We start from the raw sequence: 12,681 nt of genomic DNA, 5'->3' as shown, positions 1-12,681 counted from the left end.
GTCACCGAAGGTTCTGGACGCCGAACAGGCCGGCAGGACGGATGAGAATGACGGCGATCAGCAGGACGAAGCCCAGCAGCATCGCCACGGTTCCGCTGAAGAACACCATGGCGGTCTGTTCGGCGAGACCGAACAGGATGCCGCCGGCGACCGCGCCGATGGGATGGCCGAGGCCGCCCAGGACGATGACGATGAAGCCGATCAGCGTGTAATCCTGGCCGATGAAGGGCGAGAAGGAGGGGAAGATCATCGACACGATGATGCCGGTGATGCCCGCCAGCCCGAGGCCGAGGCCGAAGGTCAGCGCCGACAGGTGGTTGAGGTCGACGCCAACGATCTGGATGGCATCGCGGTTCATGATGATCGCCCGCAGCGCCTTGCCCGGCATGGTCCGGTAGAGGAAGTAGGCAAGGCAGCCGGTGATGACGACGCTGACGCCGAGACCGAGCAGCTTGGTGGTCGGCAGGATGACGTTGCCGAACATCAGGAACGGCGGCTCCAGCGAGAAGTTCAGCGAGCGGCTGTCGGCTTCGAACGCCAGCAGCATCAACGCGCCGAGCACCAGCGACAGGCCGAACATGACCAGGAGCGAGGCGTGTTCGGGATCGTTGGAGCGGCTGAGCCGCTGCACCAGCAGGAAGTAGAGCCCGTAGCCGATCAGGCCGAACACGAGAAAGACCAGCGGCATGGCCAAGAGCGGCGACAGGCCGAGAAGCTGCTGGGCGAAATAGGCGCCATAGGCACCGAGCACGATGAATTCGCCATGGGCGAAGTTGACGACCCGGAGCACGCCGAAGATCACATTCAGGCTGACGCCGATCAGCGCGTAGATCAGACCGACGACGATGCCGTTGACCAGGCCTTGAAGCAGAAGTTCGTTCATCTTTGTTTCAACCCTGTGCGACTACGGAATGAAGCGGCGGAAGCGCGAGAAACGCTGCGCGAAGGCCCCGACGATGCCGCGCGGCAGCAGCAGCATCAGCGCGATGATGACCACGCCGAGGATCAGCAGGTTCAGGGTCGGGAAATGCCGCCAGATCAACTGGTCGATGCCATAGAGCGCGGAGGCACCGACGATCGGGCCGACCAGGAAGCCGAGCCCGCCGGCCATCGCGTAGACGATGCTCTTGGCGGTCACCAGCAGGTTGAACGAGGATTCCAGGTCGATGGCGTTGGTGTACCAGGCCTCGACGCCGCCGACGAGCGAGGGGAACATGGTTGCCATCACCCAGGCCTTGAGGCGGGTGCGGACCACGTTGACGCCGACCACTTCCGCCGCTTCCCGATCGTCACGGATGGCCCTGAGGGCGATGCCGAGCCGCGACATGGAAAGCCAGGTGCCGGCGGCGAGCGCGCCGAGCAGGACGATGAACATGGCATAGTAGGCCATGGTCGGATCGTTGGCGCCGGACAGGATCAGGCCGAGGCTGCCGCCGGTGATCTTGGCAGGCATCAGGGAGATGATCAGCTTCATGGCCATGGCCAGCGCGAGGCTGACGATGCCGAAGTAAACGCCCTTGAGGCGCAGGGTCGGGGCCAGCAGCAGGCCGATGGCGACGCCGGCGGCGGCGGCGCCGGCGAGGGCGATGGGGATTGGCAGACCGAAGGTCTTGTAAAGAACGCCGGTGGCATAGGCGCCGATGCCGTAAAATGCCACATAACCAAAAGGCATATACCCGGCCATGCCGGCGACGAAGTTGAACGACGTCGCCATGGTCAGCCACAACATCATGTAGAACATGAAGGACAGGTTTGTGGTGAACAGGGGAACCGGCAGGAAGGCGAGAATGATCAGTGTGACCACTCCTCCCCAAATCAAGCTTTTGATATGGCTCGTTTTCTCTGGATTCTTCTGAGAAGCGGAAAGAGGATTCTGCGCCTCTATCCGCGTCTCTCGTGTTTCATCTGACACTGTGAGACCTCAATCGGGAACATTTCGCCTCAGCGTATCCCGGCGTCCCGATGATGTCCTATCGCAATAGCAGATGTACTTATAACCAAATGACATAAATTCGTCACATGGCGGTCAGGCGGCCTCTTCGCTGCGGCGCCAGAGCGGGAATGGATCCGAAAGATCGCGGAATTCCGCCGGATCGAAGCGGGTGTCCTCGCCGGCCAGCGCGCCGTCGAGCGCGGCGGTGATGGCCGCCTTGTCCATGCCCGCGCCGATGAACACCAGTTCCTGCCGCCGGTCGCCGAACACCGGATGCCACACGCGCTTCAGGTGGTCCCGGGCCTCCGGGCCGCCGGGCCAGCGCTCGCGCGGGACGGAGGCCCACCAGCGGCCCAGCGGCTGAACCGAGGACAGGGCGCCGGCGAGGGAGTATTCGGCGACCCAGTCGGGGCGGGTGGCGAGCCAGAAGTGCCCCTTGGCACGGATCACCCCCGGCAGTGCGCCGCCGAGCACTGCGTGAAGCCGCGCCGGATCGAAGGGGCGACGGGCGCGGTAGACGAAGGAGGAGACGCCGTATTCCTCGGTCTCGGGCACATGATCGGCGAAGCCGTAAAGCTCCTTGGCCCAGAGCGGATGCTGGTGCGCGGTCTCGAAGTCGAACAGGCCGGTGTCGAAGATGCTGTCCACCGGCACCCGGCCGAAGTCGGTCTCGATCAGCCGGGCGTCCGGATTGAGGCTGCGGATGATCTTGCGGGCGGCATCCAGCCGGTCGGGGCTGGCATCGCTGACCTTGTTCAGCACCACCACATCGGCGAATTCGATCTGATCGACCAGCAGATCGACGAGGTTGCGGTCATCGCCCTCGCCGGCGGTCTCCCCGCGATCGCGCAGGAAGTCGCGGCTGGCGTAGTCCTGGAGCAGATTGACCGCGTCGACCACCGTCACCATCGTGTCGAGCCGGGCTACATCGGCGAGGCTCACGCCGTCTTCGTCGCGGAACTCGAAGGTGGTGGCGATGGGCAGGGGCTCGGAGACGCCGGTCGATTCGATCAAGAGGTAGTCGAAACGCCCATCGGCGGCGAGGCGGGCCACTTCCTTCAGAAGATCGTCGCGCAGGGTGCAGCAGATGCAGCCGTTGGTCATCTCCACCAGCTTTTCGTCGGTCTGGCTGAGATCGGCGGCGCCATGGCGAATGAGGTCGGCGTCGATGTTCACCTCGGACATGTCGTTGACGATCACCGCGACCTTGCGGCCCTGACGGTTGCCGAGGATCTCATTGAGGAGGGTGGTCTTGCCAGCACCGAGGAAGCCGGAGAGGACGGTCACGGGCAGGCGACTGAAGGAGGAAGACATGGGTCCCTTTCGCTGAAACGGATACGTTATAAAATAACATTACGAAGCGAGGAGAGGGATGGCAAGCACCTTTGTCGCGGGGAAACACCGGTGGCGGCGTTTGTGGTGGTGGCGTTCGGGGCGGCGGTGGCGACGGCGGAAAGGGCGCGGACGCCAACGGTTGGCGGGGGCAGGGACGCGCGGATGCCGTCCGAGAGACGACGGGCTTTTCCGCGCGGTGATGCGCGGTGCCCGCCGTGTGGCCGCCGCGCGGGGTGCCCCGGAGGAGCTTGGCGGCGGCCACGCAGTGAGGTCTGTGCAAAGGGGCGGGGTCAGCCCTTGCGCGCGTCGGCGATGGCGGAAAGCAGCGCCTTCTTGTCCATCACCCCATTGTAGATCCGGGTGCCGACGATATAGGACGGCGTGCCGCCGAAGCGGAAGGCTTCGGCCTGGGCATCGTTGCGCCGCAGAATGCCGTTGATCCAGTCCGGCTTCTTGTCATGCGCGGCCTGCAGGGCGGCGGGGTCGAGGCCGGCGCCGCGCAGCGCCGTGTTGATTTCCTCCAGGCTGAGCCGCCCGTCGGTGGCCATCAGCGCGGCGACGGCGGCCGGATAGGCGCCGCTCTTCTGCGCGGCCAGCGCCATGGTCGCGGCGTGGAACGAGGGGGCGCCGAAGATCGGCCAGTCCTTCATGACCAGGCGAATGTTGCCATCGGCCTTCACCACCTCCATCAGGTCGGGATGGGCCTTCTTGCAATAGGGGCACTGGTAGTCGAAGAACTCGGCGATGGTGACATCGCCCTTCGGGTTGCCGAGCACCGGAATTTCCGGATCGAACAGCACTTCCTTGACCGTGGGCATGCCTTGCGCCTGCAGCGCAGCCGGCAGCAGGGTGAAGCCGGCGGCACTGGCGGCGATGCCGGCGGCCGAGCCGGCGAGCAGGTTGCGTCTGGTGATCATGGTCAGATTTCCTCTTCCTTCGGCGTGTTGACCTCGTCCGGCTTGTCGAGCACGACCACGCGCGCGCCCTTGGGAACACGTTTGTGCAGGTCAATGATGTCCTGGTTGAACAGGCGGATGCAGCCGGAGGACACGGACTTACCGATCGACCACGGGTTGTTGGTGCCGTGGATGCGGTAGAGCGTGTCGCGGCCGTTCTTGTAGAGATAGAGGGCGCGGGCGCCGAGCGGGTTGTCGATGCCGCCCTTCATGCCGCCGGCCCATTTCTTGTAGCGCTCCGGCTCGCGCTTGATCATGTTCGGCGTCGGGGTCCAGCCCGGCCAGGAGGCCTTGCGGGCGATATCCGCATCGCCCTGATACTCCAGGCCGGATTTCGCCACGCCGACGCCATAGCGCATGGCCTTGCCGTTCTCCATCACCAGATAGAGAAACCGCGCATGGGGATCGACGACGATGGTGCCGACCCGCTCATTGGTCTTGTAGTCGACGATCTGGCGCAGGTTGCGCTTGTCGACCTTGCGGACATCAATGGCCTTGATGACCGTGCCATTGTCGTCGACCTCGCCATACATCTGCGCATAGGACGAAAGGCTTGAGGTTTGCGGATCCTGGCCGGTCGTCTGGCAGGCGGCCAGAGCGAGGGGGGCGCAGAGCGCAAGCAGCAGCCGGAAGGCGCGATACGGCGCACGGGTCCGGTGGCTGGAAACCTGGGTCAAGGAAACTCTCCTCATTGGGCTGCGGTCAGCCGCTGGATGTTGGATTGAAAGATCTCGCGCGAGATTTCGCCGAGATGGGTGTCGCGAACCTTGCCATCGGCGCCGATGAACAAAGTGGCCGGCAGCCCGGGGGCGCCGTAGTGGCGCGACAGGTCGGAGAACCCGTCGATCAGAACGGTGCGCAAGGTGAGGCCCTCGCCGGCGAGATAGGCGTTGACCGTGCCGCCATCCTCGCCCTGGTTGGCGAAGATGAAATCGACGCCCTCCACCTCTCCGGCGACCTCGGCCATCATCGGCATTTCGCGCCGGCAGGGCGGGCACCAGCTTGCCCACAGATTGATGACCATCGGCCGGCCGGTGGGCTGGGCAAAGTCGTGAACGGGACCGGCGAGGGTCTTGAAGGCGCCCTCCGGCAATGGAGTTGCGGGCGTTGCGCCGGTCAGTTGCCAGGCGATGTTCGCCGTCATCAGCGCTGCGGCGAGCGGGGCGGTGGCCCACAGGCGCAAGGGCGTGGTCTTGAGGCCGAACAGCATCATCAGGATGACCGCGGCCGCCGCCGGCGGCCAGAAGAACCCGCCTTCCCACAGGGCGAACACCCTTAAGGGCTCGGCGGAGAAGTTCTGCCAGTAGAGCGCCACATGGCCGAGGCGCCCGGCAATGAGCGCGGCGACAAACGTGCGCCAGGACCAGGTGTTGAAGCGCGGATCGACCTTGCGGGCGAGGATCGAGGCGGCGATGAAGAACACGGCAAGGCCGAGGATCGCCGCGAAACGGTCGGCGGAGAACACCAGCGGTCCGAGAGAAACGGCACCCATGTCAGCGCTCCATCGCCAGGCCGGCGGAGGCGGTAAGGGTCTGCCGGTTTATGTCGCCGACGAGCCGCGCGCCAGCGGTTTCCTTGCCGTCCTTGTCGAAGAAGATCATGGTCGGCGGTCCAGCGACCTTCAGCCGGGCCATCAGCTCGGTGTTGGCCGGGTCGACATCGGAGACATCCGCCTTGACGAGCTGGAACCCGCCAAGCGCCTGCTTGACGTCGGGCGCGGGCAGCACCGAGCGCTCGATGGTGTAGCAGGTCACGCACCAGTCGGCGGTGAAGTAGATCATCGTCGGCCGGTCGCCGCGTGCCCCGGCAAGCTGTGCCTTGAACGTTTCGGTCGAACCGGTCGGGGCGAAGACCAGCGGCGGGGCCGAGGTGCCGGCCGCCCCCCCGCCGGCGAAGACGGCGAGCGGCTTCAGCGGATCGTTGGAGCCGGCGGCCGCACCGACGGTCAGCACCGCGCCATAAAGGAGGGCAAGCAGGCTTGCGGTGCGCGCGAGCACAACGCCCGGGCGCTCCGCCGGCCAGTGCACGAAGGCATAGGTGCCGAAGCCGATCAGCAGCGCGGCCCATAAGAAGAGCTCGAGCCCTGCCGGCAGGAGCGGCGCGGCCATCCAGATCGCCGTGGCGAGGAAGCCGAAGCCGAACACCTGCTTGACCGTGTCCATCCAGGCGCCGGCCCGGGGCAGAACGCCGCCGCCGAGGGTGCTGAAGACAATGAGCGGAATGCCCTTGCCGATGCCGAGGCCGAAAAGGGCGGCGGCGCCAAGGGTGACATCGGCGGTCTGGGCGATGTAGAGCAGTGCGCCGGCGAGCGGGGCGGTGACGCAGGGGCCGACAATCAGCGCGGAGGAAAAGCCCAGGACCACGGCGGCGCGCTTGGAACCCGAACCCTGGCCCGTGCCACGGGAGAGCGCATTGGTCCAGCGTGCCGGAAGCTGGAGTTCGTAAAGCCCGAACATCGACAGGGCCAGCACCGCGAACAGCAGCGCGAGCACCCCGGCCATCCATGGCGATTGCAGCACCATCTGCAGGTTCTGGCCCGACCAGCCGGCGGCGGCGCCCAAGAGGGCGAAGGCGCTGGCAAGGCCGAGCACGTAAAGGCTCGACAAGACGAAGCCGCGCCGGGGCGTCAGCCGTTCGCCTTCACGGGCAAGGGCGCCGGCCATGATCGGATACATGGGAAAGACGCAAGGGGTGAAGGCCAGCAGCAGGCCGAACAGCGGGAAGGCGGCGAGAACGAGTATCACCCCGCCGCGCGCCATCAGCGAGGGGATCAGCCCCGGGTCCTCGGCAAGCTCGAAGGCGGGGGCGGCCGCGGTGCTCTCCGGGGCGCGGTCGGTCGCTGGGTCGGCGGTCGTGGCCGTCGGCGACGGCGTCCAGAGCGAAAGCTTCGGCGCGACAAGGCCGCCTTGCGCGGTGACGGCAAGGGTCAGCGGATCGATGACGCGCGTTTCCGGCCGGTAGCAGATGCCGTCTTCCTGACAGCCCTGATAGGTGAGGGCGATGGGCGCATCGCCGGGCGCGGCCAGGGTGGCCTCGGCGCTGGCATAGTAGATCTCGGTTGTGCCGAAATTGGGGTCGTCCTTGGCAATGCCGGCACCGGTCTCAAGGGGCAGCGGCGCGCCGCCATCGGCGGTTTTCGCCTCGATATGCTCCCGGTAGAGATAATAGCCCGGCGCGATCTTCCACTGGAAGGCAAGGCCGCCGTCCGGGGCCTCACTGACATGCAGCGCGAAGGCTTCGTCCACGGGCAGCGGCGCGGCGCCGGCCGGCAGGGTCCAGACGAAAAGACAGAGTAAAAGCGATGCCAGACGTCTCACGATGGTCCTCAAGGCGGTGTTTTCAGTGTGTGAATCGCGGATCATGTCCGCCTGATCGCCAGCCAGTCTTAAGGCAGCCTTAAGCTGGACTTGTGCGATTGACGTGACAGGCGGTCCGGTAGACCGGAGCCGGTGTGGCCGAAGGCCGGTAGAGCCAAGGAATGAAGCGAAAATGCGGATACTGATTGTCGAGGACGACCCGATGATGCTCGACGGTCTCACGGTCGGGCTCGGGCTTGCCGGTTTTACCTGCGATGCGGTGTCGAGCTGCGCCGATGCAGGCAGCGCCCTGCGGGCGCAGGGCTATGATGCGGTGGTGCTCGATCTGATGCTGCCGGACGGCTCCGGCCTCGATGTGCTGGCGGAGCTCAGGGCGCGCAAATCGGACACGCCGGTGCTGCTCCTGACCGCGCGCGATCAGATCCCGGACCGGATTCGCGGGCTCGATGCCGGCGCGGATGACTATGTCGGCAAGCCGTTCGATCTCGATGAACTGGCCGCCCGGGTGCGGGCGATTGCCCGGCGCGGCAAGGGGCGGGCCTCGGCGCGGCTGGAGTGGCGTAGCCTGTCACTGGAGCCGGGCAGCCTGTCGGCGACGAAGGACGGTGCGCCGCTGAAACTCACCCGGCGCGAGTTTTCCATCCTCAGCCTGCTGATGGAACGGCCGGGGGTGATCGTCACCCGGGCGATGCTGGAAGAGGCGCTCTACGGCTGGCAGGAAGAGGTGGAGAGCAACGCGGTGGAGGTGCATATCCACCACCTGCGCGCCAAGCTCGGCCCCGGCGTGATCGAGACCGTGCGCGGTGTCGGCTACCGGCTGGCGGAGGAGGGGGCATGACCTCGCTGCGCGCCCGGCTGCTGCTCATCCTGATTACCGGCACCGCCGCCGTCTGGCTGTCCGCCATGGCCTGGATCTTCCTCAGCACCCGGGCGGAGGTGGAGGAGGTGCTGGATGCGCGGCTGATGGAGGCGGCGCGCATGGTCAATTCCTTGATCAGCGAACGGCGGCAGGAGCCGGGCGGCGGTCTGCCGCCCACGGACACCCTGTTCGGTGAGTTCGAGCGGCAACCCCGGGCCTATGAGCGCCAGCTTTCCTGCCAGATCTGGTCGCTGGACGGGGCGCTGGTCGGCCGCTCGGAAAGCGCGCCGCAGATGCGCCTCAGCACGGCGGAGGCCGGCTTCTCCCTGTCTGACATCGACGGCGAGACCTGGCGTGTCTTCACCGTGGCGAACCCGGAGCTCGGCGTTCGGGTGATGGTCGGCGACAACCTGCGCATTCGCGATGGGCTCGTCGGCGATGTCATCAAGGGGATGCTGCTGCCGACGGTGCTGGTGCTGCCGGTGATGATCGGCCTGATCTGGCTGAGTGTGCGGCAGGGGTTGTCGCCTCTGAACACGGTCGCGGCCCATCTGGCGAGCCGGCGGGCGCGTGATCTGCGGCCGGTGCCGGACGGGAAATTGCCGCGCGAGGTGGCGCCGCTGGTCGGGGCGCTGAACGGGCTGTTCAAACGGGTGGAGGATGCCCGCGAGCGCGAGCGCAGCTTCACCGCCTTTGCCGCGCATGAGCTGAAAACGCCGCTGGCGGGGCTGAAGACCCAGGCGCAGATCGCCCTGGCGAGCGACGACCGGCAGGTGCACGCCAATGCGCTGCGGCAGATTTCCTCCGGCGTCGACCGCACCGCTCGGCTGGTGAAGCAGCTTCTCGACCTGGCCGCGCTGGAGGCCAATGATGCGGCGCCAAAGCTGGTCGAGGCCGATCCGGTGCCGGTCGTCCGGTCCGTAATCAGTGCACTGGAGCCGCTGGCGCGCAGCCGTGAGGTGTCGCTCTCCGTCACCGTGCCGGATGAGCCGTTGCGCGTGACGATGGAGCCGCATTTCCTGGAACTGGCCCTGCGCAATCTGGTCGAAAACGCCGTGCTGCATGCGCCATCGGGCGGGGAAGCCTCCTGCGAGCTGCGGCGCGCCCCGGATGGCCGGGTGTCCCTTCATGTGCGGGATGACGGGCCGGGGATCGCCGAGGCGGAACTGCCCCTTGCCACCGAGCGGTTCTTTCGCGGCAGCAATCGCAGCGCCCTGGGAAGCGGCCTTGGGCTGGCAATCGTCGAGCTGGCGATGGAGCGCATGGGCGGGGCGTTGCGGCTCGTCAACCGAACGCCGCATGGGCTGGACGCCAGCCTGACCTTCGCGAATCGCGGCGAAGACACCGCGCGCTGACGTGCTCTGATGCGACGCGAAACAGCTTGAGGCGCGGGCGGTTGTGAAGGTCCGCGCTGCAAAGCTGTTGCAGGTTTTGATTCAGAGACTTTTTCCAAGCAATTCATTTTGAACAGGAAAACCCCTCCTGAAGCGCTGCGTGAGCGCAGGTGCGGCTTTCCTCTGCTGTGCGGATCCATGCCGATCTTGCCCGGGAAAACCCGTATGTGACCGGTTGACAGAAAAAACATATAAGCTACCGTTTAAAAAACGAAACGAATGTTTCATGGGGTGGATATGCGAATTGGTGTGGGGCGGCTCTGGCACGAGGCCAATTCCTTTTCGGTTTCAGCGACGGATCTGGCTGAATTCGAGGCGCGTGAGTGGGTGCGCGGCGAGGCGGCGCGTGGCCTTTACGAGGGCACGGCGACCGAGCCGGGCGGCGCACTGGCCTGGGCGAAGGCGCGCGGCGACGTGGAGCTGGTGTTCTCTCGCTGCGCCTCGGCGGCGCCGGCCGGCCCGGTGGTGCAGGCGGTGCTCGACCGGGTGGTTGCCGAGATCGCCGGCGAACCGGCGTTTGATCGGCTCGACGGGCTCTACCTGTCGCTGCATGGCGCCTCAATCGGTACCGAAGACCTTGATCCGGAGGCGACCTTGCTTCAGGCGCTGCGGCGTCGGTTCCCGGATCTGCCGATCGTCGCTTCCTTCGACATGCATGCCTGCATCTCCGAAGAGCTGGTCGCCTGCCTGAACGGCGCCACCGTCTACCGGACCTATCCGCATGTGGACATGGACAAGGCAGCGGCAAGCGCGCTGGAGATGCTGGCGCGGATGATCGAGACCGGCTGCCGCCCGCGCGTTCTCCTGCGCACCATCGACCGGGTGCTGCCGAGCTTCAACATGCGCACGGATTCTCCCGGCCCGATGCGGGAGATCGAGGATCTGGCCCGGGCGGCCTCACAGGAAGAGCCGGGCGCGCCGCTGCTGGCCGCTTATCCTTTCGCCAGCTTCGGCTATGCGGATGTGCCGGCGACCAATGCCGGCGTTCTGGTCACCTGCGAGGATGATGAGGCGGGTGCGCGCCTTGCCGATCAGGTGGCGGCGGAAATGCTGGCCCGGCAGGCGGCGTTCCGGCCCGACCTGCCGCCAGCGCGGGCGCTGATCGCCGGGCGCCCGTGGGCAAATGGCCGGCGGATCGCGCTGCTGGAGCCTTCCGACAATCCCCTCTCGGGCGGGATCGGCGACACGCCCGGTCTTTTTGCCGCCGGGCTGGACGGGGCGGTGCCTGAGGGCACGGTGTTCGCCTTCTTCTGCGACCCTGATCTTGTGGTTCGGGCCCATGCGGCCGGCACCGACGCCGCGCTCGACGTGACGCTCGGCGGGCGGCTCGATGAGCGTTTCGGCGCAGCCGTGCCGTGCAAGGCGGTGGTGCGGGCGGTGACCGACGGGCAATTCCGGAATGTCGGGCCGATGGAACGCGGCATGACCGTCAATCTCGGTCCGACGGCGCTGCTTGAGGTCGGGCCGATGCGGGTGATCGTCACCACCGGCTGCCAGTCGCCGAACGATCATGGCTATTTCCACCTGCATGGCATCGACCTTGCCGAGGTGCCGCTGCTGCTGGCCAAGGCGAAGAACCACTTCATGGCCGCCTTCGCCGACGCGTTCGATGACATCCACCATTGCGAGACGCCCGGTCCGGCTATGGCCGACGTCTCACAACTGCCGTTCCGGCACGTTCCGCGGGATCGGCTCACCCTGAAAGAAGACCAGAGGGAATCATGAAAAAAACGCTCCCCATCGCCCTTGCCGGGCTGGCCACGTTGACGACCGGTGCAATGGCTACGGAACTGACCATCAGCTCCTGGGTCGCCCCGTCGCATCCGACGATTTTCGCCGGTTACGAGACCTACTTCCCCGCCGTCGAAGAGGCGACCAAGGGCGAGGTGTCCTTCAAGCTCGTCTCCGGTGGCGCGCTGCTCGGCGGCAAGGAAACCCTCACGGGTCTTGGCGACGGCGTTGCCGACGGGTCGGTGCTGGCGCTGACCTACAATCCGGCGCAGCTTCCGACCAGCCAGCTCGTGGCCGAGCTGGCCATGCTCAGCGGCAATTCCCTGGCCGTGGCGGCGGCGGTGACCGAGTTCACCCTGCTCAACTGCCAGCCCTGCATCACCGAGTTCTCGGCGCAGAATGTCGTTTACACCGGCAGCTATGCCACCGCCCCTTACGCGCTGATCTCCAAGGGCGACATCACCTCGCTGGCCGACATCGCCGGCAAGCGGGTCCGCTCGCCGGGCGGTGCCTGGGATCGCTGGATCACGGAAAGCGGCGCGACCGTGGTGCACACCTCCAGCTCGGAAATGTACGAGGCGCTGGACAAGGGCATGATCGACGTGGCCATGCAGCCCGCTGCCGCGCTGAAGTCCCATTCGCTGTGGGATGTCGCCAACTCGATCACCCTCGGCAGCTTCGGTGTCTACAACTCCGGCCCGCTGCTGTCGTTCAACAAGGACGCTTGGGGCGAGCTCACCCCGGAGAACCGCCGGGTGATGCTCGACAAGATGGCGCTGGCAATCGTCGCCACCACCGAGGCCTACCTGACGCAGAACGCCGCCGCCAAGGCCGAGGCACCAGAGCACGGCGTGACGCTGGTGGAAAAGCCCGCCAAGCTGGAAGAAGAGATCGCCGCCTTCAACGGACAGGACATCTCGGCGGTGATCGAAAAGGCCGAAAACGTCTACGGGGTGAAGGACGCCAAGAGCCTGATCGAGAGCTACACCCAGCTTCTGGCCAAGTGGCAGGGCATCACCTCCGAGGTCGCCTCGCGCGAGGAGCTGGTTGCCCGCATGAAGGCGGACATCTTCGACAAGCTGTCGGAGACCGATTACGGCCTCTAAGGCTCTCCCCGGAAATCCGGCCTTTCGGGTTTCCGGGCGGATTTGCAATG

11 protein-coding genes are annotated in these 12,681 nt (G+C 66.2%); 4 read left to right on the top strand and 7 right to left on the bottom strand.

The features are described 5' to 3' along the window. Position 1: 1 nt before the first annotated feature. From IEV83_RS03235 to dsbD, 7 genes are all read right to left on the bottom strand, one after another. Positions 2–883: a branched-chain amino acid ABC transporter permease gene (locus tag IEV83_RS03235; RefSeq protein WP_181761867.1), complete on the bottom strand. Its 882-nt coding sequence runs from the start codon at positions 881–883 to the stop codon at positions 2–4. Positions 884–904: 21 nt separating this feature from the next. After that, positions 905–1,804, bottom strand: coding sequence for a branched-chain amino acid ABC transporter permease (locus IEV83_RS03230; protein WP_244628040.1), 900 nt, complete (start codon positions 1,802–1,804; stop codon positions 905–907). A 222-nt stretch (positions 1,805–2,026) separates the two neighbouring features. Beyond that, positions 2,027–3,247, bottom strand: a complete 1,221-nt coding sequence (locus IEV83_RS03225; protein ID WP_181761869.1) for a GTP-binding protein — start codon at positions 3,245–3,247, stop codon at positions 2,027–2,029. Between the two features lie 311 nt (positions 3,248–3,558). Then, the gene (locus tag IEV83_RS03220; protein WP_181761870.1) at positions 3,559–4,185 is read right to left on the bottom strand and encodes a DsbA family protein; all 627 of its coding nucleotides are present in this window, start codon (positions 4,183–4,185) and stop codon (positions 3,559–3,561) included. A 2-nt stretch (positions 4,186–4,187) separates the two neighbouring features. Further along, positions 4,188–4,901: a L,D-transpeptidase gene (locus IEV83_RS03215; RefSeq protein WP_244628039.1), complete on the bottom strand. Its 714-nt coding sequence runs from the start codon at positions 4,899–4,901 to the stop codon at positions 4,188–4,190. A gap of 11 nt (positions 4,902–4,912) precedes the next feature. Then, complete coding sequence (locus IEV83_RS03210) at positions 4,913–5,716, bottom strand: TlpA disulfide reductase family protein (RefSeq protein WP_181761872.1); 804 nt, start codon at positions 5,714–5,716, stop codon at positions 4,913–4,915. Between the two features lies 1 nt (position 5,717). Further along, positions 5,718–7,541, bottom strand: a complete 1,824-nt coding sequence (gene dsbD, locus IEV83_RS03205; RefSeq protein ID WP_244628038.1) for a protein-disulfide reductase DsbD — start codon at positions 7,539–7,541, stop codon at positions 5,718–5,720. A 172-nt stretch (positions 7,542–7,713) separates the two neighbouring features. Here dsbD and IEV83_RS03200 point away from each other — a divergent pair, with 172 nt between their 5' ends. The 4 genes from IEV83_RS03200 (at position 7,714) to IEV83_RS03185 (ending at position 12,631) form a co-directional block, all read left to right on the top strand. Beyond that, positions 7,714–8,379 (top strand): response regulator, encoded by a 666-nt coding sequence (locus IEV83_RS03200; RefSeq protein ID WP_181761874.1) that lies wholly within the window; start codon positions 7,714–7,716, stop codon positions 8,377–8,379. Next, a complete protein-coding gene (locus IEV83_RS03195; RefSeq protein ID WP_181761875.1) occupies positions 8,376–9,755 on the top strand; it encodes an ATP-binding protein in 1,380 nt (459 codons plus the stop codon). The genes IEV83_RS03200 and IEV83_RS03195 overlap by 4 nt, the downstream gene beginning before the upstream one ends. Before the next feature lie 276 nt (positions 9,756–10,031). After that, positions 10,032–11,519 carry a M81 family metallopeptidase gene (locus tag IEV83_RS03190; protein WP_181761876.1) on the top strand — a complete coding sequence of 496 codons (1,488 nt, stop codon included), beginning with the start codon at positions 10,032–10,034 and terminating at the stop codon, positions 11,517–11,519. Beyond that, the gene (locus IEV83_RS03185; protein WP_181761877.1) at positions 11,516–12,631 is read left to right on the top strand and encodes a C4-dicarboxylate TRAP transporter substrate-binding protein; all 1,116 of its coding nucleotides are present in this window, start codon (positions 11,516–11,518) and stop codon (positions 12,629–12,631) included. The genes IEV83_RS03190 and IEV83_RS03185 overlap by 4 nt, the downstream gene beginning before the upstream one ends. The last annotated feature ends 50 nt before the right edge of the window (positions 12,632–12,681 follow it).

The organism is Stappia taiwanensis, from assembly GCF_014635285.1.
GTDB lineage: Bacteria > Pseudomonadota > Alphaproteobacteria > Rhizobiales > Stappiaceae > Stappia > Stappia taiwanensis.
This window is presented reverse-complemented; position numbering and strand designations above follow the sequence as displayed.

Excerpts from the sequence above, each read along its gene's own strand:
- IEV83_RS03200 (WP_181761874.1), top strand. The coding sequence starts at position 7,714 with ATGCGGATACTGATTGTCGAGGACGACCCGATGATGCTCGACGGTCTC.
- IEV83_RS03195 (WP_181761875.1), top strand. The coding sequence starts at position 8,376 with ATGACCTCGCTGCGCGCCCGGCTGCTGCTCATCCTGATTACCGGCACC.
- IEV83_RS03235 (WP_181761867.1), bottom strand. The coding sequence starts at position 883 with ATGAACGAACTTCTGCTTCAAGGCCTGGTCAACGGCATCGTCGTCGGT.
- IEV83_RS03190 (WP_181761876.1), top strand. The coding sequence starts at position 10,032 with ATGCGAATTGGTGTGGGGCGGCTCTGGCACGAGGCCAATTCCTTTTCG.
- IEV83_RS03220 (WP_181761870.1), bottom strand. The coding sequence starts at position 4,185 with ATGATCACCAGACGCAACCTGCTCGCCGGCTCGGCCGCCGGCATCGCC.
- IEV83_RS03210 (WP_181761872.1), bottom strand. The coding sequence starts at position 5,716 with ATGGGTGCCGTTTCTCTCGGACCGCTGGTGTTCTCCGCCGACCGTTTC.
- IEV83_RS03225 (WP_181761869.1), bottom strand. The coding sequence starts at position 3,247 with ATGTCTTCCTCCTTCAGTCGCCTGCCCGTGACCGTCCTCTCCGGCTTC.
- IEV83_RS03185 (WP_181761877.1), top strand. The coding sequence starts at position 11,516 with ATGAAAAAAACGCTCCCCATCGCCCTTGCCGGGCTGGCCACGTTGACG.